The organism is Lactiplantibacillus nangangensis (assembly GCF_005405065.1).
GTDB classification, from domain to species: Bacteria; Bacillota; Bacilli; order Lactobacillales; family Lactobacillaceae; genus Lactiplantibacillus; species Lactiplantibacillus nangangensis.
In genome coordinates this window covers 30,593-52,807 of sequence record NZ_BJDI01000017.1, presented here as the reverse complement: position 1 = coordinate 52,807, position 22,215 = coordinate 30,593, and the positions used below count along the sequence as shown (strand labels likewise).

The window sequence follows — 22,215 nt, the reverse complement described above, 5'->3', positions numbered from 1 at the left end:
ATATCACTATCTTATGTTTACATTCTAACAGTTGCACCCTGAAATAAGGTAACCGTTTATAAAAACTAAACCCCAATGCCAAGTTCAAAATCAACATTGCCACCAGTTCAAATTCTTGGCGATTGACCCTTGACTGGAGGTAGGAACATCAATACCAATAACATCGATTTGATTCAAATTATAACCTCCTAAATACAGGCAAGCGTAATTTTCATTTTCTCGAATCTAATTTCCTAAACACGGTCTCGAAGAACAACATACTTAGAACTGAATTAGAAATGAAAATAACGGAAATCGTTTTATATTACGGATTCGAAATCCAAGAGTCTATGTGCGACTTTAGCTTCATCTTCACTGTAACTCAAAAAAGCTCCGTAAGACCGTTTGATCTTACGAAGCTAATCTTAGTATGTCTTTGGTACTATTTTGTAAAATGATTTGATAGGTGAGGGAAAATGGCATCATAATTAACTTGAATCTATAAATTTTGGTGACTGAGATCAACGAATCGATTGAATTTCCTGATCAGAAGAAGCATTCAATTTTTCGATATAGTGATCAATACCATTTGGACTGTCTATTGAATCCAGATATAATCTGGCCGTCCACTTGTTCACTTTAGCAGTTGGTGGAAAAACGGCCACGCGATAAATAATTGGCGAGTTCTTGACGGTTAGGTGGTTGCTGGTTTTGTGTAAATAGTTAAAATACTTATGGCTTACGGTCAATGTCTTTTGATTAGAAAAGCCATATTCATAGTAGCCAACACCACTGAATAATTCATTGCCAGTTAACTTGAAACTAACACGTTCATAACGAGTGTCAGCGGGATAACCTTGTTGCTTTAAAACTTTTTCCATGACTCGCTGGGCTTGATAGCGTTTATAGGCACTAGTTGCCCAGATCCCAGAAATAGCTCCGACAAGTAACAAAGCGATAATAACTGATATGCTGATTAATTTATGCCGTCGGATGATGACTCTCATGATTAGTACCTTCCAACCTTGTAAGGAGCATAAGATTTATAAAAGTATGTTGGAAGAGCTTTTGGTGTGATAAATGCAGGTGTCCCTGTTGCAACGTTTTTATTGCCAGTTCCAAACCAAAATGATTGCCAAACCATCTTAGAACAATAATTTGGATTCGTGGTTCGTGGCCCAGCAACAATTCCATAAGTGATATGCCTATTCTTCTTGGTACCATGAGTACTGCTCCAAAATGTAGCGTCAGCATATGTTGCCGCGCTGCTTCCGATACCATTGCGTGGACGCCAGATTTCTATCCAATTTTTGATGTGGTTCTTTGCCCAATCTCGAGTCCTAAATTGATGATTGTTATCGGGGATACCAGTTTTAGTCCAATTAATAATATTCCCACCACCACTCATTTCTATAATCCAATTGTTAGTGGTGGCAATCGCAGCATGCCCAAATCCAGCACTATTTACGATTATAATATCTCCTTTACGAATATCTTTTACAAATCTTTCGATGTTTCCGGTAGCAGATCGTGGCTCAATTTTGACCGAATTAGGATCAACCCCTGATCCATCTGGCATAGCGCCATAGTTGACATTGTTCAACCAATCATCATAACTGATGTTAACCAGACTATCTCTTTGTTGTGTATATAGACCTAATCCTTGTTCATACGTGTATTGAAAAGCGCTTTTACTATATGTGCTTGGATTTATCTTCCCGGATAAGATTCCTTGTTCATAGGCGCTATCGATATTCTCCTCCGTTATTGAATTTGCACTCGCATCAACAAAAAAGATAGCTAAAAAAAACGCCATCAAACTTGTGGCATAAACTAGTGTGCGATGATAATGTATAGTCATTTGTGTTTCCCCCCTGAAATGTTTTTATAATCCCTCACAAATTAATTCTATCATAGTGTAAGCGCTTTTTCTTGACTTTGTTAGTTATATCACATTACTAATTTTTTTAATCGTATATTGGTACTTTTATATAAACATAATAACTTATTTTATGGTTTCAATATGCTTGTTGATTTCGGTTAAAGCTCTTCGAGTATTTCAGTATTATAATGATTTGGTGGGTTAATAAAAAGTTGTTTTATTAAAGTATAACCGCTATAAAACGACCCCGTTGCTAATAAACGGGGTCGTTTTACTTATGCCGATCAAGATTAAAAGAGCCTATTTAGCGGTTTTTAAACCAGCGGTGGCAGTCCAGCCGGCGCCAGTTAAGAAGACGTATTCATGGGCAGCGGCTTTAGGACTGGTCTTAGCGTAGAATGCTTTAGTTACATGGTAAGTCTTACCAGCTTTGAGGCTGCCGGCTTTAGTTAGGGTAACAGTTGGGCGGTCAGCGGCGAAGGCTGCCTTGTAGTAGGTGGCTGCTTTGACTGCGGTAAGGCCTTTTTTAGTTGCTGTGGCTTCTTTAGTCAACTGTAAAGTTGTGGCCTTAGCCGTGGTCTTCTTTACGGTTGCTTTCTTGGGTGCGATCTTTTTGGTGACTTTCTTAGTAGTCACCTTTTTAGTTGCTTTCTTAGTGGCAACTTTTTTAGTCTTGGCCGGTGCTTTTTTAGCGGTCGCTTTCTTGGCTTTAGCTGGAGTAGTTGCCTTTTTAGCAACCTTTTTAGTTGATTTAGCGGCTGCTTTTGTTTTAGGTGTCGCATAAGCCCCAGCGGCTAAACTAGTTCCTTTGACCCAGCCAAGTGTGGTGCCCTTACTCGTTTTGAGCAAGTAGTAAGTCGTCGGTTTAGCGCCTTTCTTACCAGTGGAAAGCTCGATGGCCTTAGTGGTCGTATACGTGGTTTTAGCGGCTAATTTCGTCTTAGTTGGGGTCAAGGTGGCCGTCGACTTATCGGCGCCGAAAACGGCCTTTTCGAGCGTCAAACCTGACTTGGTGACGTGATAATTGGTCTTTTTTAAAGTTGGGGCTTTAACTAGCGTGTAAGTTGTTCCTTTAGCGGCTTTAGTCGTTGAAGCGTTGGCAATTAAAGTTGCGGCTGGTGCCAGCGGTGTAACTGCCATGGGTAAAGCTAAAGCAACGGTTGCAAGTAAAGTTTTAATTTTTTTCATATCTAGAATCCCCCTTGGATAACTCTTTCTTTGTTACAGGGACAGTCTAGTGCCTTAATTATATTTTTACAATATTATTATCAATAATTGTTTTAAAATATCAGGTTGGCGTAGTTATTATAATTAACGACTTTATACCGAATTTTGAAGTTGCTATTTGACGTTAATTGTGGCCATGTATAAACTCGTGCTTTTCAGGACTATACATTACACCTTGATAAAATTGAAACGTACAAGTCAAGAAATACCGGTGATTATGCTATGCTAATAAAGGATTTTTTTGAAAGGGGTGGGCCAGATGCCTGCAATCACAACTTTAATTACGCCTGCGGAAAATCGTTTTTTTCGACTGAGCGAACAAGCCCGGCGGAGCACGACTTTGCAGCAGATCAGCGGGTTATTGCGTGAGCACGTGACGGTCAAAGTGGATAGTGACTTCTTATTAGATACGGTCCGCAATCTCATCATGCACGATCATGCGGCTTGGTTGACTGCTTGTAGCCACGAGTGGCAGCTGTTGGCAAGTTTGCCCTATGTGATTAACCCGAGCAATAATCGGCGCCAATGGCAGCATTGTGAACTATGCCATAAGCCGGTGCGCTATGAATATCACGTGCAAAATAAGCATGATCAGCGCGAATTAATCGTCGGTTCCGAATGTGTTAAGAAATTTATGAACGCTGAAACGCGTTATTTGATGGTCATTACGACGGAAGATAACTTTTACGCCGTCGCACAATATCAGGATTTGACCGCGCAAGTGCCGGTGGTGCCAGCGATTATGTTCAAGCAACCTTGGCTACCGAAGCTGCCTGAAACACATCAAGCACAGGCAAGAGCTGTTCGGCAAACTACGAGCCAAACGGTGACGACTTATTTAAAACATCGCACGAAGATTTTACCACTGACAGCTTTAAAGCCAACGTTGAAGACCTATGACGACTTGGTACAACTAGAAGCTGACACGATTAAGGCTGAGGAAGTGGCTGAGGCTGAGAAAGTCATTGTGGCGCAACAACACGCTCGCGCAACGGCCCAGCAAGTGGCTCAGGCGGATGAACAGGATTTACGGCAGAGTCAAGCGTATCGGCAATATTTGCGGCAACTCGCGGGCATCATTGTCCAGCGCCCAACGCGAGTAGTGGCTAAGCAGACGTTTGATCAAGTGAAAGCGCCTAGCTTGAAGCGACCACTAGTCAATTCTTACCAGTTTAGCTTGATGGTGATTGAATATGCGCAAACGGGCCAAATTCAAGTTCGACGTTTAGCCATGCTTGACCGGAAATTTGTTACTGATTTAAATCAATTGACGCGCCAGCTCGATCAGCGACAGACGACCCGTTTCTATGATGATGTTTACAACAGTTGTTGGGGTTGGAACTATCATCACAGTGCCGATCAATTGGCCGACTGGCAACGGTTATTAGGGACGCGTTGGGCGGCCAAGTTAACGTTAGCGTGGTTTCAACAAGCGGCACAACTAACGACGCCGGCCACGATTGAGGCGTGGTTAAAGGGCCACGCTGAGCCGGAGCTATTAAAACAGCTGACCAAGCGCTTAGCTGAGCGACCACAATTGACCGGTATTGCGCGGACACGACTCAAACGGTCGGAGTTGCGTGAATTTTGTCACCGTGAATTAGCAGCCAGTCCAGATATGACGACGTTTATCCAGCGGTTTGATCAAGCTTATCAGCTATCGGCACCCAAACAGGCCTTAACGCAAGAAACGTTGGCGTATTACTACATTGCAAAGCACAGTGTTGGTGATCACCAAGCTGCTTTAGCACAGTTGAAGATGCTCTTAACGGACTAACGGTTACCTTTGGGTGAGTTTTAGACAACTGTCATAGCGATAAAAATAAGTCAAAAAACAGGTAGGCCATGACGCTCAAAATGAGTGATGGCCTACCTGTTCTTTTTGAAAAATACCAAAATTATTTTGAATCCAGCAATACTGATGTTCGTTACGTCTAGAATGGCCGTATGTGACTTATCATTCCACTAAAATAGCTGACTAACCATTTAAAATAGTTGACTAGCTGGGGGTTGTGGTTGTGTGCATCGGGCGTGTGGGTGGCGTTTGACCGGTGATTTTCCGGCCTTACGCCACGGACCGGCTGGGAGACTTGTGGTTTAGGCAAGGCTTCCGGGCGAGGGGCAAGACGATCCTATGGCTTGGCCCGGTCCCTCGCCCGCATGTACGCAACCACAACCGGAAGCGGCAATCCTAATCTAACAAGTCTTCCGCCGTCTTCAAGACATTGACTCCGTTCATGGTGCCGTAATCATGCATATTGATGACGGTCATTGGAATACCGGCCTGATCAGCAATGACTTGCGCTTTTTCGGCAATATAACGGATCTGTGGACCGAGTAATAAGACGTCGGGCCGATGATCCCCCGTTAGGCGATCAGGAATCTCAGCAGCAGCCGTAGCGAAAATGTCGTAGTCAGCGCCGTTGGCTTTGGCGGCTGCCTTCATTTTGGTGACTAGCAAGGAAGTGGACATCCCACCAGCACAGGCAAGCATAATGATTTTTTTAGTCATTTAAAAGGCCTCCATATAAGGTTATCGATAAATAACGGTAGCATAATTTTGCGCAAATGGAAAGTCAGGACCATGTGGACACGGGTTGGACGCAACCTGTATTCAAGCCAAAAAGAACGTCTGGCAACAATGATAGTTGTCGGACGTTCTTTGGGTTGAATCTGGTTATGTGTTACTTGTCACCAAGTAGTTTTTCAGCATTAGTCAGAACAGCTTCACCGTTCATCATGCCGTAATCTTGCATATTAATCATGGCCATTGGAATACCAACTTTATCAGTCTTCTTCTTAATGTCATTAGCCATGTAGCCAATTTGTGGTCCAAGTAGCAAGACATCTGGTTTGCTTTCACCATTTAATTGATGATCGATATCAGATGAGGCCGTGGCGAAAATCTTATAATCAACGCCATCAGCTTTAGCGGCCGCTTGCATTTTGGAAACTAAGAGTGAAGTTGACATGCCGGCTGAGCAAGCCAACATAATTGTTTTTTCAGCCATAATGATTAAATCCTTTCAAAATCCGAAATGTTACTTAGCAGCTTCGGCGTTACCGGCAGCAGCTTCAGCAACAGCTTTGTCATGTTCTTGTTTCGTCAAGATAGCATCGTACTTCTTAGCAAATGGGAAGTAGATTCCGACAGACATCAACAAGGTGATGGTTTGCCAGATGGCCATCTTCCAGCCACCGATTAAGAAACCGGAAATAATGGCTGGTGTCGTCCAAGGCGCAGCGAAACCATTTAATGGTGGCACAATCCCGAAGCGGATAACCAAGTAAGTGGAAGCCGCAACGATCACTGGTGTCAAGAAGAATGGAATTGCCAAGAATGGGTTCATAACGATTGGCAAACCAAACAGGAATGGTTCGTTAATGTTGAATAGAGCTGGAACGAATTCAATTTTACCAATAGTCTTAAATTGAACTGAGTGAGCTGCGACTAAGGTGAAGACAACCAACCCTAAGGTAATCCCAGAACCAGTTAAGTTAATGAAGTTATTGTAGAATTCGTTGGTAACAACGTGAGCACCTTGTGCAATGGTCAATTTACCAGCTTTATATAAAGCGGCGTTATCAAAAGTGTTAGGAATTAAGATCCCACTAGTAATACCACCCATGATCAAACCACCATGGACCCCGAAGAACCAGAAGAATGGGACTAAGAAGGCGATGATGACCGCACCACCAAAGGAATCAGATAACCCTTGGAGTGGTGTTTGAAGTAATTTGTAGATTAATTGCAAAACGTCGGTGTTCCCAAAAGCAGAGAAAGCGGCGTAGATTAACATTGCGACGATCAAAATGACGCCGGCAGGAATCATAGCAGTAAATTGGTTAGCAACACTTGATGGCACTTGTTCTGGTAAGGTAATCTTCCAGCCTTTACGAATCATAGCGGAGTAAGCCCAACCAACTAAGATCCCACAAAGGATTGCGGCAATCATCCCTTGGCCACCAAGCCAAGTAATGTTAATAACACCGGTAACAGGTGAGGTTAAGAAACCTTGTAAAGCATGTGGTAATTTGTCGATGTTGGCAGCAACGGCAGTCCCAGACATCACTGTTTTACCAGCGGCGTTGGTAATCCCGGTACCGGCTTTGCCCATCGCACCAACAAGTGGGTTGGCGATGTTCAAAGTTTGAAGGAGTAAGAAGGTTGCCATGGAAGTTAATCCGGCTGGCAAAGCTTCATAGCCTTCGTTACGAACATAGACATACGCGATCCCAACAGCGGCCCAGAGCGCCATGATCCCGAAGGTAACGGTGTAGGCTTGGTTGAAGAAAGCAGCCCAGCCAGAAGCCTTCATTGCTGCAGCGACAGCTGGAATTGGAATATTAGACAAGATCAAGAAGACTGACCCAATAATGATAAATGGTAAGGCGTAAACCATCCCATCTTGTAAAGCTTTCACCGGTTTGGTGTTAACGAACTTCATCACCGGTGGCAAAATTTTGTTGTTAATGAAATTACTAAACGCACTTTTACTTTGCGTATTATCCATTACAATTCATCTCCGTTTTTTTCTAGTAGTGCTTGTAACCAATAGAACGACTTCTTCGGAACGCGCTTCAAGTCTTTCAAATCGTGGTTACTGCGGTTGACGTAAACAACGCCGTAGCGTTTTTCGATGTCGGCATGTGAACTTGGAATGTCGATCAAGCCCCAGCCAAGGTAGCCTAAGACTTTGGCACCATCGATAAACATGGCATCTTTCATGGCTTTGATGTGTTCTGCGTGATACTTAATGCGCAGGTCATCTTCAATCATGTGCTGACCGTCCCAGTGCTCGCTAATGCCGATCCCATTTTCAATTGGGAAAACGGGCACTTGGTAGCGATTGTATAAGTCGGTAATCAATGTTCGAAAACCAAGTGGATCGATTGTCCAATCCCACTCATTGGCATCGAGGAAGCGGTTACTTTCCATCCCGTAATTTAAATAGCGGTTAGGCGCTGTTCCTGCTGGAATCTTATCGGCATTGATCGTGGTTGTACGATAATAGCTAAATGAAATAAAGTCGGCGTGCATCTTGGCGAGAATTTCGTTATCGCCAGGCTGTAAATCATAATCGATATCATGATTCTTGATATAGGTTAAAACTTCGTGGTCATAGTGACCGTAAACGAACGCTTCGTTCAAGTTTTGGTTTGAAAATTGATCCAATTGCCGAGCAGCAAAGACGTCATTCGGTTTAGCGGTGGCCGGATAAACCGGTGTATCCGCTAACATTCCGCCGAATTTTAAATCAGCATAATGGACGTGAACGTACGCATCTAATTGCGCATGGGCGAGCATCGTGTGATGGAAAATCGTATACATATCGTTGAGGGAACGATCACCCTTGGTATAGCCAGAAATATTGAAAACTTCATCACTGAAGTAAAGATTATGTTCGTTGAACGTAATCCAGTAGTGAACGCGGTCGGCGAAGTGGTCGATCACTTTTTTACCAAAACGGACGAAGGCGTCGACCGTGTGACGGGACATGAATCCGTTTTCTTTTTTAGCTAACGCTAATGGCATGTCAAAGTGATAGAGACAGATCATCGGGGTAATGCCGCGTTTGAGCATGGCGTTGACGAGTCGGTCGTAAAAAGCTAAACCGGCTTCGTTGAACTCGCCATCACCATCGGGAACGACCCGTGACCAAGAAACTTGAATCCGATACATGTTCATGTGCATCGACTTCATTAAATCAAGATCTTCATCGTAACGATGATATTCGTCGATGGCGTCGTGCCAATCGGAAGTCTTGTCGGTTGCGGGGCGGACGTCGTAAACGGACAACCCTTTACCGTCAATATTCCAGGCGCCTTCGGTCTGCATACTTGAAACTGAATTGCCCCAGAAAAAATCTTTAGGCATTTTACGTGAAACTGACATATTCTCCTCCAATCTGAGAGTTACAGGAAGCGCTTTCCTTAACATTTGATAGTATAAACTGAATTGGTATTAAAAACAATCCTTTTATCGCAATTTGTATAGTCTTTTATAAATATAAGCGCATGTAATCGCTTTCAGAGCTGACTTGACGCCGTTTGAAAAAATAAAAAAATTTAAGAAAGTCTAAAAAAAACGTGTCGACTGTCAAAGTCGACACGTTAGTTCTAAATTAAGACCCAGTGGTGTAGGTCACTATTTGAACGGATTCCAGAAACGGCCGCCATTCACATGGAAGAGTAAGCCGCCTAAAAGAATCAGTAAGGCAACGATAATTAAGGCTAAGTAGTCGTTAGCGCGGAACTTTTGGGCCATATACCAACTGCGGTGCTTACCCTTACCGAAACGCCGCAGTTCCATGGCTTGGCTGATGATTTCGATCCGATCCAAGCTGGAAAAGATTAATGGCAATAGAATTTGAATGCCGCCCCGTACCCGGGTCATGAATTTTGCTTTTTTAGAAATTTCAAAACCACGGGCTTGTTGCGCCAGACTAATCGTGCGGTAATCGCTTTGCACATCTGGAATGTAACGTAGGGCGATGGCGACCGAGTAGCTGACGCGATAAGAGATCCCGATTTTATTTAAGCTGGCGGCAAACTCGCTAGGGTTCGTCGTCATTAAGAAAATCAACGCCAGCGGCACTGCAAAAGTGTATTTCAATAACAAGTTGAATTCATAAAAGAGCTGTTCCGTTGTCAGGTTGAAATAGTGCTGATTGTTACCAAGTAGCAGATGTTCCGTGCCATAAATTGAAACGCCGTAATGGGGCGCAAAGACGTAGACCATTACGAGGTTCAAGACGGAAAAGCCAATAATAACGCTGACAACGAAAGAAATTTCACGATACTTAATCTTTGAAAAGTGGAAGATCACTAATGAGAATAACATGATGCCAATCAAATAACGGGTGTCATAGGTCATCATCCCGATAATGGACAAGCCGACGAAGCAGAGCAGCTTGGTACTGCCGCTCAAGCGGTTTAGGAACGTGTGTCGATCCGCATAGCCAATTAAAAGTTGGTGTTGCATTAGCGAGCCTCCCGTTCTGCTTGGACGAATTTAGCCACGAATTCTCGTGGATCTAGCTGATTTTGTTCAGCTAAGGTGTAGAGACTCGTTTTAGCCAATGACGCTTGTTCAATAATGGCTTCATTTGTTAAGACGTCCGCGGGGGCAGCGTCCATCAAAATCTGGCCGTTACCGAGGACAATGGTCCGGTCGGTGTATTCCAGCATCAAGTGCATGTCGTGGGTGATCAGCATAATGGTCATCCCTTGTTCGTGGTTAATCTTAGTTAAAAAGGCCATCATTTCCGTATAATGCTGTAAGTCCTGCCCGGCAGTTGGTTCATCGAGAATCAACATGGCGGGTTCGAGGACTAAGATGGCAGCAATCGTGACCCGTTTCTTTTGCCCAAAGCTGAGCGCTGAGATTGGCCAGTGCCGAAATTCATATAGCCCACAGACTTTCAACGTGGCGAGAACCCGTTTCTCGATCGTGGCTTGATCCAAGCTACGTAAGACTAACCCGGCTGCGACTTCGTCAAAAATCAATGTTTTCGATAACATTTGATTGGGGTCTTGCAGAATATAGCCAATGTGATCCGCCCGTTCTTTCACGGACAGGTCAGCTAAATTTTGGCCGTCAAAGGTCATCTTGCCAGCTTGCGGCGTCAAAAAGCCGGTAATCAAGTTGCTGAGCGTCGATTTACCCGTTCCGTTTTGCCCAACGAGGCTGATCATTTCGCCCCGATGCAAGGTCACCGACAAGTCGTCAATGATCTTATGATGGGGGTCATAACCAAACTGTAAGTGGTCAATGTTGAGCAACGGTTCAGAATGGGTCACTGGCGGATTTAAGGTAACCCCAGCGGTCCACTGTTGTAGCGTGGCTTTTAAATTTGGAACCGTCAATTTGTCGAGACTGTCGAGGTGTTGGCAGTCAGCCAAGTCTACGCCGGCGTGTAATAGTGCCGAGAGATACAAAGGTTCACGTAACCCTAATTGTGCCATCAAAGATTGGCGCAGGATTGGTTCGGGCCGGTCATTGGCGACAATTTGGCCTTCTTGCATCACGACTAAGCGGTCGATCGGTTGTTGGAGTACATCTTCAATTCGATGTTCAATGATGACAACGGTTAAGTCTTCAGCGTGGGTCAGCTTGTCGATTAAAGCCATCGAAGCCTTGCCGGACGCGGGATCTAAGCTGGCTAACGGCTCATCAAATAGTAAGATCTTGCTATTATCGATGAGCACGCCCGCCATTGCCACGCGTTGTTTCTGTCCGCCAGATAATTCTTGCGGACGATGGGTGAGCAAGTCTTGCAAGTCCAGTGTCTGGGCCCATTTAGCCGTCGCAGTTTGCATGGTTGCTTGGGTTTGCTGATCATTTTCAAGCGAAAAAGCCATGTCTTCCACGACCGTCAAGCCAACAAATTGGCTGTCGGGATCTTGCAGCACCGTCCCGACCTGCATCGATAAGTCGAAAATTGAGCTGGCTTGAATCTCGTGGCCGTTGATCAAGACCTGACCACTGATCTGGCCGGGATAAGATTGTGGAATCAGCCCGTTCAAACAGCGACCGAGCGTTGACTTACCCGAACCAGAAGGGCCCGCGATCAGGACCTTTTCCCCTGGATAAATGTCCAAGTTCAAGTGTCGTAAGGTGGGCTCAGTTTGGCTATTATATTGAAATGAAAAATCTTTAAAGCTGATAATCGGTGCAGTCATAGGTTAACGTTCCTTTGTTAAGCTCCCGCGTTTAGTTCGAGTTTTGGCGTATAAAACAAGTAAAATCGTCCCAATCACGGCAACTGAGATTGAATCCACGATCCAAGTCGTCACACCTTGGATGTAAACTTTGTTAGCTGGTTCATGATAAATAATGATATCACCGGTTGGGGCTAAAAGCACCCAACCAATGAAGTTAACGATGATTTGATAAATGTTGAACCAGATCAATTTGGCTTTGCCAAGGACACCATTTTCAATTTTAAGGTGATTCTTGGCTAAACCAAAGGCGACCCCAATTAAACCATCAACGATGACCCACGTCCACCAAGGTGAACCATAAGTGACAAAGTCGTTCAAGGCATGCCCGATAAAGACAGCCAGACCAGCGGCAACGGGACCAAAGATGGCGCCTAGTAACGCAAGAAAGCCGATAGCCACGTTGACTTGGGTATTAGGAATCCCGGTTGGAATTGCGACGAACTTCATCAGGACGAAGATCACAGCGGCGCCAATCCCGGTGGCGACGACGGTGCGAATGGAATTAGATTGTTTGTTTTGCATAATTAAGACAACTCCTTAAATAGATAGTAGTAGTAACAAAAAATAATGGCAGGTTAATTCAGCGAACAAAAGCCAACAAAAAACGCGCCCGAAAGCAATTGCTTTCAAGGACGCGTTAGCGCGGTACCACCTAGTTTTTCCGATGACTCGGACTTCTCTTGATGGTAACGGATCGCTCCGGCTAGGCTGGACCTAGCAGCTTCTTCAAGACCATCTTCAACGTGAGTTGTCATCGCTTTGCACCAACAGCGACTCTCTAGGGACAACAGCACGTTTACTCATCTTGTCACAGCTTTTTCTCATCTGAATTTAACTTATCATAGCATACGCCAAACGACGCGCGGGTGCAAGTAAATCCGAACGAATGAAGCCGGTTACATCAAGATTGGCCGGATAATTTATTTTTTATGAACTTTATGGGCCATATAATAGGCGCCCCATTCGGCTAATTGGCCTTTGGAGATAGCTTTGGCATAGCCTTGTTCTAATAATTGTTCGAAAACGGGTAAAAATTGCGCGGTGGTTTCTTTAGCCAGAATGCGGGCCTCTTCTTGATTAGTCGTTTTTGAGAAATCAACGTCGATTTCTGGCTTGAATCCTGACAATGCTTTGATAGCGGCTGAATAGATTACGGCATCTTGATCGAGTTTTAATGTATGGACTTCCATGTGGGTCACCTCAGTTTAGTATTTGGGCTTTAAGTGCGAATTGCGGTTCGTTGCCGCCTGCCGGTTGGCAACGATGAGGCTGGAACGTGGTGGGCACGGTTACGAGCCAAAGGGCGGTCTCGTAAGCCGGCCTTTTACTAAGCCACCGGCCAAACCCGCCGCTGACTAAGTAAAATTTCACCACTGAGCCTCATCGCTGCCAACCTCTCGGCTAGTGCAGTGTTCTGTTGTTATGCTTAGTTTAAAGCTTGATTGGGAATTAAGCTACTAGTCAGTGCGCAAGTAGTAAAATTACATGACGTTTAGACACTTGGTGCTAGTTAAAATTGCCGCCTACCGGTTGGTTCCTAAAACGCTGGAACGCCGTAGGTCATTTTGAAGCCAAAAAGCGGTCTTCAAAACTGTCGTTGGTCTAAGTCCGAGTACACCACTCGCACTAAGGCCAACGACACGGCTGAGCATTTTAGAAACCAACCTCTCGGCTCAATTTGTGGTCGACAATAGGTAAGCGTTAATTTTCGTTAATCAACGCCGGGCGGTTCTGGCCCAATCAAAGTGCCAACTTAAGCTAACTAGCACCGAGCGTAACGTTTATGCTTAAGGCTGACATCAATTCGTTTATTGACAGAGGCTTAATGGGTTGTTTCTAATTTAGTCGTTTAAGTTGGTAAGACATATAGTAGAAACGGTCATAATTTAAATCATAGTTTTAACGAATTTAGCCTCATCTGGCTCGACCGGCAGGCGGCAATGAACGACCAAAACCGTTATTTAATTATTATAGCGATTTAGCAGTTGTGGCGGTCACTTTAAGTTCTAATCAAGCAAAAATGATAGTTTGGCTAAAAAGTATATACAAATGTTTCCCTTTGGGTATGAAATGGGGTAAACTATTTGACAAGAAGTTAACAAAGAAAGAATGTGACTAATTTGGCTTATAAGTATGAAGCAATCGCTGAAAGCTTACGTCAGGACATTAAAACTGGTAAATATGCCCCTGGGGAGCTCATGCCTGATCAGAATAAACTGGCAGCGACGTTTGATACGACCCGGATTACGATTCACAAAGCCATCCAATTGTTGATTATTGAAGGGATGGTTTACTCGAAGCGGGGTGCGGGGACTTTTGTGCGTAAAGATTTCGGTTTAACGGATACTCGGCAAGAAACGCAAGTCGATCGCCCATTGGGGACCACGCGTACGAACGAAGGTAAAAAAGTAACCAGTAAAGTTTTGGAATTAGAAGCCCGTTTACCCTCAAAACGCGAAGCGGAACAATTAATGATCGATACGATGGATCCTGTTTACGTGATTCGGCGGACACGGTACGTTGAGGGTAAGGTTTGGGCCTACGAACACACCATCATGCCAACCAGTATCGTCACCTTGACGAAGCAGGTTTTGGAAGGCTCAATTTATGGTTATTTGGAAAAAGAACGCGGCATGTCGATTGCGGGCACTCACCGTTTGATTTCTGCAGCCAAAGCGACTGAAGAAGATGTAGAAGCCATGAATGCCAAACTCGACGATCCAGTCTTAGTCATTAATCAGGTCAGTTATACGGATGATGGCCAACCGTTTGAAGTTTCTGAATCACATTTTCCTTATGATAGTAGTACCGTCGTCGCGGACGTTCAAGTTCATTAATGACGATTGTAAAAGACTCGTTAAAGAGTCTTTTTTTAACGAAGATTCTTGGGAAGACTGGTCTGCGGACGGGTTTGCATTCGTGAAATAAGAGGTGCATAATTTACGTCATAAAGAAAGCGTTTTCTTTTAAAAAAAGGGGGCTTAAACGATGGCTGGAAATTTTTATCAACGGTTGATCGATAAGTATGAGCCGATGACAGAGGCGGCGTTTTTAACGTTAGTCAGTGTTCGAAAACCGATTAAAAGTGATGATATCCCGCAAAAAATCGCGGATTTGACTCATAACAAACTACAATTGGGTTTAGGGACGCTATTCACGAATTTGCATGCGATGACCAAGGACTATTTAATGACGGAGCGTGTCGATGCAGATGAGGTGCATATTTATGAGATTACGGGGAGCGGCGAAGCCTTGCTAACTGCTGAACGTGAGCGGCTCAAATTGTTGGTGGATATTATTGAAAATGAAGATTTAAAAGCTGACTAGTGATCGAACTAGGGGGAGACTAGTTCGATTTGATGGGGAGTGTTTGGAATGCGACGTTATCGAACGTTAATTAAGGGATCGGCTTCGGAACTGATCTGGTTAAATCGCCTGGCGCAAAAGGGCTGGGTGATCACCAAGGTCCATGGCAATTGGTATGACTTTAAAAGGACCAATGCGCATTATCGGATTTTTAGTGAATACGTGCCAAATGAAATTGCGACCGATATGGCTACGGCTCATGACCAAATTTTTCAGGTGTTGGCTAGTGTGCCATTAGCAGTCGCACCGGTCCAAGTGGTTTATAGCGGCAGTACGCGGGACGAGGTTGCTCAGACGCGGGTCGAGCAACATAATGCGCCGTTGGAATTGAAAATTGCTCTAGCGATGCGTAGTCATCAGTTAAATGTGATGAATACGTTCTTTTTCGTTGGTTTAGCATTCATTATTATCGCGCTATTGATCACGCATGGTGCGATTCCAAATGAAATTCAAAGTTGGATCGGCACAATTTGGCTCACAATTACGGCAGTCTTAGCGCTGCGGTCGTCACATAGTCATCGAATTGCGCGTCAATTGCGACAAGAAACCCAAAACTATGACGGCGCTTGGCGGCCGACGATGCATGTCTTCTTAAAACCATTTTTGAGTGACTTGGATACCGACAAACTCGCAAGCCTAGGTCACTGGCACTTGGTGGGTCACGGTAAAAATGTCTATTGGTATGATTTAGAGACGCTAGCGAGCGATGAGGAAGTTCGCCAATCAGTTAAAAAGATTGTGCCAGCCGATGTCACGGTAACGGTCATGACATCATTAGGACTAGCACCAATTGGTTATTTCTAAGTAAAATTAATGAATTAAGTTATGAGGAAGCGGTAAGATGTGGCGTTATCGATTTTTGATTAAGGGGTCTGTGCAAGAATTAAATTGGTTAAATCGGTTGGCTAAGCATGGGTGGTTACTGAGCAAAATTCGGGGAAATTGGTACCATTTTAAACATGTTAAGACTCACTTTCGAATCTTCAGTGAATATGTTCCCACGGATTTAGTGGCAGAAGTAACGGCTACAACACAAATATTTAAAGTGTTAGCGACTGTACGAGTCAAGCAACCAGATGTTCAAGTGATTTATACCGGCAGTGATCAGTCTACGGTCTTACAAGCGCAAGTGTCTCCTGGCGACCCGCAGATGCGGCTGAACGTTGCGCTGGGAATGCGGGACAAAGCGATGAATACGATGAATTTGGCGCTCTTCTTGGGAGTTATTTTCCTAGGTGTTTTAGTTTTTACAATTAATAGCTCACGTCAAGTTGATCTAATTGGCGTGTATGCCATAATTGGTTTATTTGTTGGGGCACGGTTTGCGTGGACGGCTAAGAATTTGCAAAAACAGATCGTGACTTTACGTCGTGAGACAGAACAATATGATGGCGCTTGGATGCCAACAATGCACGTCTATATTAGTCCATTAAAAGCCGAAATAGATACTGAAGCGTTGAAGTCATTGGGACGCTGGCATTTAGTGGGACATAGCCGTAAGGGCGTATATTGGTATGATCTTGAAACTTTGGCTTCTGAAAGTGAGATTAAGCAAGTGTTACAACCCATAGTTCCAGCAGGCACGACGGTCAATGTGCTTAGTTGGTTGGGATTAGCACCGTTGGGATGGTTTATATAGCGTTTCTATAGCGCTATGTGGAATTGGTTGTGACTTTTATCATAAAAATATTAATAAAATGAGTAGGCGTGACCGTGGCATTATCGGGAACGCCTTTTTGCGTTGTAGGCGCTAGGATAATTCTTAAATAATTATTATATAAATAATATTAAGTGACATTAAATAAAAATAGTAGTATTCTATTGTATGACCAAAGCCGGTATGGGTTGAGTGTTTATTAAATTCTGACGCTAAATTAAAATATCAATAAATAATACTATGAATGTTTTTGTATTCGTCATATTTTTTTCATAAAATCAGTATAAATTATAATTAGGTTCAATTAGTAACGGGTGCGGGACCGAATACTAGAAAATATCGAGGTGATTTTGATGCGACTAAAAGATTTAACTGGCGAGACATTTAGCCGATTAACAGTCATTGAACGTGCTGAAAGCGCGCCAAACGGGAATGCCCGTTGGTTGTGTCAATGTTCATGTGGCCGTAAGGTGGTTGTCGATAGTTATCGACTACGTAAAGGGATTACGAAGAGCTGTGGCTGCTTGCGTGCAGACGTCAGTCGTAAGAATATCTTCGAGAATCCTAAGACCCGACAGAACATGGGTCGAAGCGACAATTTGCCACTATACCAAGGCACTTCCGTGGATCGTTTGAAACCAAACAGTCGTAACCGTAGTGGTGTGATTGGGGTTTCATTTGATCGTTGCTCACAGAAATGGGTCGCACGGTTGATGTATCGTGGGCACTTGGTTTTAAATCAGCAGTTTGCTGACATGGATGATGCGATTTTAGCACGGCGACAAGCCGAAGAACGTTACGTTAAACCCGTTTTGGCGGAATATGCGAAAACAAGCGCGGAATAAAACGCGTACATACAATAATCACAAGTCTAGGCAAACGCTGCTTAGGCTTGTTTTTTTAGGCCACTTTGGTTGTGTTTTAAAGCGATAACCGCTACGCTTAGGCAACTAATTGAGTTGAATGGAGGATTTTAGCATGGAAATGGGTTTAGCACATAAACGAGTTCTTGTTACGGGGTCGACTAAAGGGATTGGACGCGCGATTGCGGCAGCTTTTGCGAAAGAAGGGGCCGATGTGGTCATTAATGGTCGGCGAGCTGAAACGGTCAACGCGGTGGTCGCCGAGTTCGCTGCGGCTTATTCAGAAACCCGGCCGGTGGCAGCGCCATTTGATGTGAGTGATCCAACGGCTGCCAAGCAGCTTTTCGAACTGGTTCCGACCGTGGATGTGCTGGTGAATAACATGGGAATCTTTGCGCCAATGGCTTATGATGCGATTGACGATGCCACTTGGGAACGGTTCTTTAAAGTGAATGTTTTGTCGGGTAACCGCTTGGCACGGCACTATTTACCGGGGATGTTAGCGACTGATTTTGGCCGGATTATTTTTATCGCTAGTGAAGAGGCTGTGATGCCGTCTGGTGAAATGCCACAATATTCGATGACGAAGTCGATGAACTTGTCGTTGGCTAAGAGCTTGTCGAAGCTCACGGTTGGGACGCACGTAACGGTCAATACCGTCATGCCGGGGTCAACGCTGACAGAAGGCGTGCAACATATGCTGGATGAAATGTACGCCGATTCTGATTTGCCAGCCGACCAGTGGGAACACGACTTTATGATCAATCATCGGCCGCTCTCACAGATTCAACGCTTGATTCGGCCTGAGGAGATTGGTCGCTTAGCAGTCTTTGTGGCAAGTCCATTCGCCAGCAGCTTTTCCGGTGAAGCGTTGCGGGCCGATGGTGGCTTGGTCCCAACGATTTTTTAAAGTAGTTTAGGAGCAGCGTGATGATTGCGTTGCTTTTTTTGCGTTTTTAAAGTGACTTATGCTTGCTTGAAGGGCCGATGATGTTACGTTTTAAAGGTGTTGATAAGTTTTGTTGTTTTATTGACTCGCCAGTCATTGACTTATGAGTCAACAGAGACTATGATTGCTCTTACATTAGAAAATCTGAGTGTGCGCGGGTGAGTTTTTATGGTTGAAACGTGTTCGCCAAAGCTGCTGGTTCCGCTTGCTACGCTATCACCAAATGCCAAAAACGCATTCGGTGATAGCTAGGCAATGCTCGTCAGCAACCCGCTTTGGCTCACACTCTAGGAGGAATTTAAAATGGCAACGACAGCACCACTACTAAAGATCTCACATTTACAAAAACGCTTTGGCAAGTTCCAAGCGTTGAAAAATATTGATTTTGAAATTTATCCGGGCGAAGTGTTTGGGTTTATTGGTCCGAATGGCGCGGGTAAATCGACGACGATTCGGGTGCTACTTGGTATTCTTAAAGCCAGTGGCGGGTCCGCGACGATTTTTGGTCAAGATGTCTGGCAAAAGAGTGTCGCGATTCATCGACGCATTGCGTATGTGCCGGGGGACGTTTATTTGTGGCCGAATTTAAGCGGTGGTGAAATTATTGACCTCTTCTTAAAAATGAACGGGGCTAAACATTCTGCGACGACGGATGCGTTGATCAAAGAATTTGGGTTAGATCCTCGTAAGAAGGCACGGACGTATTCGAAAGGTAATCGGCAAAAAGTCGCGTTGATTGCGGCTTTTTCCACGCCAGCTGATTTTTACATTTTTGACGAACCCACTTCCGGACTGGATCCGTTGAACGAGCAAACGTTCCAAGAACATGTGCTGCAACTTAAAGCGCAAGGCAAGAGCGTTCTTCTATCGAGTCACATTTTATCGGAAGTTGAAAAAATGTGTGATCGAATTGGCATCATTCGTGAAGGGACGATCGTGGAAACGGGGACCTTAGCTGAGATGCGTCATTTGACACGGACGACGATTGAGGTGCAAACGGTCCAACCGTTGACGAAATTGGCAAGTTTACCGGGGGTGCATGGGCTAACGAGTAAGCACGGTGAAAATCACATGAGTTTGGCGGTTGACGCGGACCAGTTATCGGCAGTGATGAGCTACTTGACGGCGCAACAATTAGTCACTTTGACGAGTACCCCACCAACTTTGGAAGACCTGTTCATGCGTTATTATGAATCACCAAACGATGCGCGGGCCAACGATGGGAAGTGAGTCGACGATGTCAGAACAATTATTGACACGGACCGGATTACTGATCCGGCTAAATTTAAAACGCGATTGGACGAAAATCCTCATTTGGACGCTGGCTTTGGCCGGCTTATTTACCGCGATTGCGGCTAAATTTGATGGTATTTACAGCACACAAAAGGCCATCGATTCGGTTGTTGTCACCCTGAAAACGCCCGCAATGATCTCCTTATTTGGGGCGTTCACGGCCAAAGCACCGTATACGACGGCTAAGATTTTTGCTACCGAAATGGTTGTTTTCATGGCAATGGTCATGATTATCATGAATATTATGTTGGCCGTCGCTACGACACGTGGTGAAGAAGATGATGGTCTATTAGAATTAGTCCGCGCACATTCAGTGGGTCGCTTGGCGCCGTTAACAGCGGGTATCGTTGAATTGACTGGGCTAAACGTTGTGATTGGGCTGTTATTCGGCGCAGGGTTGCAAGTTGCTGGGATGCCGGGGGCTAACACGACCGGAAATTGGTTGATTGGTGCCGGTCTAGCGGCAATGGGCTGGTTGTTTGGTATGTTGACCTTGCTCGTTGCACAGCTGGCTGACAATGCCGGCGAGACCACCATGCTCAGTTATGCCATCTTCGGGATCATGTATATTGCCCGGATGGGGACGGATGTCAGCAATCCGAAGCTCACTTGGTGGATCCCATTTGGCTGGATTGAAAAGCTCAGTATTTATCAACATAATGATTGGCTACCAGTGCTCTGGATACTGTTACTAGGCATGGTCGTGGCGATTGCCGCGGCTGGGTTGAATTGGAAACGTGATCTCGGGGCAGGTTTCTTAGCGACTCGGCAAGGCCGACCAACCGCGTCACCACTATTACGGGGGCCATTAAGTCTGCTGTGGCGCAACTCTCGCACAACAGTGATTGCTTGGCTGGTTGGGAGCTTTGTCTTAGGCGCGTCGTATGGGTCAATCTTTAATACGATTGGTGATTTGGCCAAAAGTAACCCGATGATCAAGCAACTTTTAGGGGCAACGGCATTGGCGGCAGCTAATCGGGTGATTGTTAAAAACTTCATCGCCGTCCTCGCCATCGTCGTCGTAATCGTGGCTTTAATTCCAGCTGTGCAAACGATGCTGAAACTTGTTAGTGACGAAAACAAGGGCTATTTGCATCAACTGTACGCAACGGCGACGTCGCGTTGGCAAGTTTGGGGCAGTTATACGGGTTTTGCCTTGGTCGAAGCGATCCTAGTCGCCTTTGCTGGTTTCGGCGGGATGTATTTAACCGGCGCCGTTGTGATGAGTGATCCGATTAAATGGCTCACATACTGGCATGTGCTATTGGCCTATGTTCCGGCCATGCTAGTCATGATTGCCTTCGCCAGCTTCTTAGCGGGCTGGCTACCAAAATGGCGGGTTTTAGCCTGGGTCTGGGTACTCTATGGGTTCTTCTCACTATATTTAGGCGCCTTGATCAAGTTGCCAACTTGGGCGAAAAAGTTAACCCCACTCGGCTTTGTCAATAAAGTACCGTTGCACGCCATTGATTGGTCAACCAACTGGTGGTTGCTGGCGCTAACTGTGCTAATATTGGTGGTAGCAAGTCTTGGCTATCGTCATCGTGATTTGGCGCAGTAGCAGAAAGGAAGTCGGGCAATGGTACGGGAAAATACCCCCAAAGATCCCGAAAAAGTTAAACGCATCATGGCCGCTGCAACGCATGAGTTTGCGAGTCAGGGTTATACCGCGGCAAAGACCGAAGCAATCGCCAAAAACGCTGAGGTTTCCAAGGGACTGATCTTCCATTACTATGGGAGTAAACAACGGTTATACTTTCAGACGGTCGTGGCCGCAACGGAACGAATTAAGGCTGAAGTTAATCCGAAAGCGTTTGAGATTCCAGACGATCTCGTTACGCTGGTCGTTCGAAGTACGAAATATAAGAGTGAATTTGGTCGGCAACACCCCGATGAAATGCGGCTAATGATTAACGCGTACGGTAACGTTGATAAATTGCCAGCTAAAATTCAAGGCGAAATGCAGGCCTTGTATACGCAGAGTTTGAAGGTCTCACAAGTCATGATTGGCCAGATTGTGGACCGCTTACCGTTACGACCAGAAGTTGATCGCGATACGGTTGTTAGCTTAATTATGGGTGTTTATAATCAGATTTTTGCAGAATTTAAAGCGCATATGCAGACAACACCGGACGTCGAAACGATGCAGGATGCCCAATGGGTCGTCGATTTGGCGAAGAAATATATGACGATTTTAGAAAATGGGTTTATTCAACCTGAATAGGTCAAGGGTGGTGGCGATTGTCACCGCCTTTTTTGTTGAATTGTGTTA

Annotated in this window: 21 protein-coding genes and 1 other annotated feature; of the genes, 10 read left to right on the top strand and 11 right to left on the bottom strand. The window is 44.9% G+C overall.

Features of this window, described 5'->3' with window-relative positions; all coding sequences use genetic code 11:
• Window positions 1-500: 500 nt before the first annotated feature.
• From FFM70_RS12410 to FFM70_RS13885, 3 genes are all read right to left on the bottom strand, one after another.
• Window positions 501-986: a hypothetical protein gene (locus FFM70_RS12410; protein ID WP_137617162.1), complete on the bottom strand. Its 486-nt coding sequence runs from the start codon at window positions 984-986 to the stop codon at window positions 501-503.
• Between the two features lie 2 nt (window positions 987-988).
• Window positions 989-1,840, bottom strand: a complete 852-nt coding sequence (locus tag FFM70_RS12405; RefSeq protein WP_223877496.1) for a hypothetical protein — start codon at window positions 1,838-1,840, stop codon at window positions 989-991.
• 321 nt (window positions 1,841-2,161) lie between these two features.
• Window positions 2,162-3,049, bottom strand: a complete 888-nt coding sequence (locus FFM70_RS13885) for a hypothetical protein (RefSeq protein WP_171002373.1) — start codon at window positions 3,047-3,049, stop codon at window positions 2,162-2,164.
• Window positions 3,050-3,347: 298 nt separating this feature from the next.
• Between FFM70_RS13885 and FFM70_RS12390 the strand changes: the two genes are divergently transcribed.
• Window positions 3,348-4,865: a hypothetical protein gene (locus FFM70_RS12390; RefSeq protein WP_137617160.1), complete on the top strand. Its 1,518-nt coding sequence runs from the start codon at window positions 3,348-3,350 to the stop codon at window positions 4,863-4,865.
• Window positions 4,866-5,279: 414 nt separating this feature from the next.
• Here the strand turns inward: FFM70_RS12390 and FFM70_RS12385 are convergent, their stop codons facing one another.
• The 8 genes from FFM70_RS12385 to FFM70_RS12350 all read right to left on the bottom strand — a co-directional run bounded on the left by FFM70_RS12385 (window position 5,280) and on the right by FFM70_RS12350 (window position 13,005).
• A complete protein-coding gene (locus FFM70_RS12385; RefSeq protein ID WP_137617159.1) occupies window positions 5,280-5,600 on the bottom strand; it encodes a PTS sugar transporter subunit IIB in 321 nt (106 codons plus the stop codon).
• Window positions 5,601-5,772: 172 nt separating this feature from the next.
• Complete coding sequence (locus FFM70_RS12380) at window positions 5,773-6,099, bottom strand: PTS sugar transporter subunit IIB (protein ID WP_137617158.1); 327 nt, start codon at window positions 6,097-6,099, stop codon at window positions 5,773-5,775.
• A gap of 30 nt (window positions 6,100-6,129) precedes the next feature.
• Complete coding sequence (locus FFM70_RS12375; protein ID WP_137617157.1) at window positions 6,130-7,602, bottom strand: PTS sugar transporter subunit IIC; 1,473 nt, start codon at window positions 7,600-7,602, stop codon at window positions 6,130-6,132.
• A complete protein-coding gene (locus FFM70_RS12370) occupies window positions 7,602-8,984 on the bottom strand; it encodes a glycoside hydrolase family 1 protein (RefSeq protein WP_137617156.1) in 1,383 nt (460 codons plus the stop codon). The genes FFM70_RS12375 and FFM70_RS12370 overlap by 1 nt, the downstream gene beginning before the upstream one ends.
• A 252-nt stretch (window positions 8,985-9,236) precedes the next feature.
• The gene (locus FFM70_RS12365) at window positions 9,237-10,073 is read right to left on the bottom strand and encodes an energy-coupling factor transporter transmembrane component T family protein (protein WP_137617155.1); all 837 of its coding nucleotides are present in this window, start codon (window positions 10,071-10,073) and stop codon (window positions 9,237-9,239) included.
• Window positions 10,073-11,773, bottom strand: coding sequence for an ABC transporter ATP-binding protein (locus FFM70_RS12360; RefSeq protein ID WP_137617154.1), 1,701 nt, complete (start codon window positions 11,771-11,773; stop codon window positions 10,073-10,075). The genes FFM70_RS12365 and FFM70_RS12360 overlap by 1 nt, the downstream gene beginning before the upstream one ends.
• 3 nt (window positions 11,774-11,776) lie before the next feature.
• Window positions 11,777-12,337 carry an ECF-type riboflavin transporter substrate-binding protein gene (locus FFM70_RS12355; RefSeq protein WP_137617153.1) on the bottom strand — a complete coding sequence of 187 codons (561 nt, stop codon included), beginning with the start codon at window positions 12,335-12,337 and terminating at the stop codon, window positions 11,777-11,779.
• A 103-nt stretch (window positions 12,338-12,440) separates the two neighbouring features.
• Window positions 12,441-12,636 (bottom strand) — a binding site (T-box leader).
• Window positions 12,637-12,735: 99 nt separating this feature from the next.
• Entirely contained in the window at window positions 12,736-13,005 is a 270-nt protein-coding gene (locus FFM70_RS12350) for a hypothetical protein (protein WP_137617152.1), read from the bottom strand.
• Between the two features lie 930 nt (window positions 13,006-13,935).
• Between FFM70_RS12350 and FFM70_RS12345 the strand changes: the two genes are divergently transcribed.
• The 9 genes from FFM70_RS12345 (at window position 13,936) to FFM70_RS12305 (ending at window position 22,167) form a co-directional block, all read left to right on the top strand.
• Window positions 13,936-14,652 (top strand): GntR family transcriptional regulator, encoded by a 717-nt coding sequence (locus FFM70_RS12345; RefSeq protein WP_137617151.1) that lies wholly within the window; start codon window positions 13,936-13,938, stop codon window positions 14,650-14,652.
• A gap of 151 nt (window positions 14,653-14,803) precedes the next feature.
• A complete protein-coding gene (locus FFM70_RS12340; protein ID WP_137617150.1) occupies window positions 14,804-15,142 on the top strand; it encodes a helix-turn-helix transcriptional regulator in 339 nt (112 codons plus the stop codon).
• Between the two features lie 48 nt (window positions 15,143-15,190).
• Complete coding sequence (locus FFM70_RS12335; RefSeq protein WP_137617149.1) at window positions 15,191-15,985, top strand: hypothetical protein; 795 nt, start codon at window positions 15,191-15,193, stop codon at window positions 15,983-15,985.
• Window positions 15,986-16,022: 37 nt separating this feature from the next.
• Entirely contained in the window at window positions 16,023-16,820 is a 798-nt protein-coding gene (locus FFM70_RS12330) for a hypothetical protein (RefSeq protein ID WP_137617148.1), read from the top strand.
• A 371-nt stretch (window positions 16,821-17,191) separates the two neighbouring features.
• Window positions 17,192-17,683 (top strand): alcohol dehydrogenase, encoded by a 492-nt coding sequence (locus FFM70_RS12325; protein WP_137617147.1) that lies wholly within the window; start codon window positions 17,192-17,194, stop codon window positions 17,681-17,683.
• A 133-nt stretch (window positions 17,684-17,816) separates the two neighbouring features.
• A complete protein-coding gene (locus FFM70_RS12320; RefSeq protein WP_137617146.1) occupies window positions 17,817-18,611 on the top strand; it encodes an SDR family NAD(P)-dependent oxidoreductase in 795 nt (264 codons plus the stop codon).
• A gap of 342 nt (window positions 18,612-18,953) precedes the next feature.
• Complete coding sequence (locus FFM70_RS12315) at window positions 18,954-19,880, top strand: ABC transporter ATP-binding protein (RefSeq protein WP_137617145.1); 927 nt, start codon at window positions 18,954-18,956, stop codon at window positions 19,878-19,880.
• Window positions 19,881-19,887: 7 nt separating this feature from the next.
• Window positions 19,888-21,504 (top strand): ABC transporter permease, encoded by a 1,617-nt coding sequence (locus tag FFM70_RS12310; RefSeq protein ID WP_137617144.1) that lies wholly within the window; start codon window positions 19,888-19,890, stop codon window positions 21,502-21,504.
• An 18-nt stretch (window positions 21,505-21,522) separates the two neighbouring features.
• Window positions 21,523-22,167 (top strand): TetR/AcrR family transcriptional regulator, encoded by a 645-nt coding sequence (locus FFM70_RS12305; protein ID WP_137617143.1) that lies wholly within the window; start codon window positions 21,523-21,525, stop codon window positions 22,165-22,167.
• Window positions 22,168-22,215: the final 48 nt, after the last annotated feature.

Excerpts from the sequence above, each read along its gene's own strand:
- FFM70_RS12365 (WP_137617155.1), bottom strand. The coding sequence starts at position 10,073 with ATGCAACACCAACTTTTAATTGGCTATGCGGATCGACACACGTTCCTA.
- FFM70_RS12340 (WP_137617150.1), top strand. The coding sequence starts at position 14,804 with ATGGCTGGAAATTTTTATCAACGGTTGATCGATAAGTATGAGCCGATG.
- FFM70_RS12410 (WP_137617162.1), bottom strand. The coding sequence starts at position 986 with ATGAGAGTCATCATCCGACGGCATAAATTAATCAGCATATCAGTTATT.
- FFM70_RS12405 (WP_223877496.1), bottom strand. The coding sequence starts at position 1,840 with ATGACTATACATTATCATCGCACACTAGTTTATGCCACAAGTTTGATG.
- FFM70_RS12315 (WP_137617145.1), top strand. The coding sequence starts at position 18,954 with ATGGCAACGACAGCACCACTACTAAAGATCTCACATTTACAAAAACGC.
- FFM70_RS12370 (WP_137617156.1), bottom strand. The coding sequence starts at position 8,984 with ATGTCAGTTTCACGTAAAATGCCTAAAGATTTTTTCTGGGGCAATTCA.
- FFM70_RS12325 (WP_137617147.1), top strand. The coding sequence starts at position 17,192 with ATGCGACTAAAAGATTTAACTGGCGAGACATTTAGCCGATTAACAGTC.
- FFM70_RS12390 (WP_137617160.1), top strand. The coding sequence starts at position 3,348 with ATGCCTGCAATCACAACTTTAATTACGCCTGCGGAAAATCGTTTTTTT.
- FFM70_RS12310 (WP_137617144.1), top strand. The coding sequence starts at position 19,888 with ATGTCAGAACAATTATTGACACGGACCGGATTACTGATCCGGCTAAAT.
- FFM70_RS12305 (WP_137617143.1), top strand. The coding sequence starts at position 21,523 with ATGGTACGGGAAAATACCCCCAAAGATCCCGAAAAAGTTAAACGCATC.
- FFM70_RS12385 (WP_137617159.1), bottom strand. The coding sequence starts at position 5,600 with ATGACTAAAAAAATCATTATGCTTGCCTGTGCTGGTGGGATGTCCACT.
- FFM70_RS12350 (WP_137617152.1), bottom strand. The coding sequence starts at position 13,005 with ATGGAAGTCCATACATTAAAACTCGATCAAGATGCCGTAATCTATTCA.
- FFM70_RS12355 (WP_137617153.1), bottom strand. The coding sequence starts at position 12,337 with ATGCAAAACAAACAATCTAATTCCATTCGCACCGTCGTCGCCACCGGG.
- FFM70_RS12330 (WP_137617148.1), top strand. The coding sequence starts at position 16,023 with ATGTGGCGTTATCGATTTTTGATTAAGGGGTCTGTGCAAGAATTAAAT.
- FFM70_RS12380 (WP_137617158.1), bottom strand. The coding sequence starts at position 6,099 with ATGGCTGAAAAAACAATTATGTTGGCTTGCTCAGCCGGCATGTCAACT.
- FFM70_RS12360 (WP_137617154.1), bottom strand. The coding sequence starts at position 11,773 with ATGACTGCACCGATTATCAGCTTTAAAGATTTTTCATTTCAATATAAT.
- FFM70_RS12320 (WP_137617146.1), top strand. The coding sequence starts at position 17,817 with ATGGAAATGGGTTTAGCACATAAACGAGTTCTTGTTACGGGGTCGACT.
- FFM70_RS12375 (WP_137617157.1), bottom strand. The coding sequence starts at position 7,602 with ATGGATAATACGCAAAGTAAAAGTGCGTTTAGTAATTTCATTAACAAC.
- FFM70_RS12335 (WP_137617149.1), top strand. The coding sequence starts at position 15,191 with ATGCGACGTTATCGAACGTTAATTAAGGGATCGGCTTCGGAACTGATC.
- FFM70_RS13885 (WP_171002373.1), bottom strand. The coding sequence starts at position 3,049 with ATGAAAAAAATTAAAACTTTACTTGCAACCGTTGCTTTAGCTTTACCC.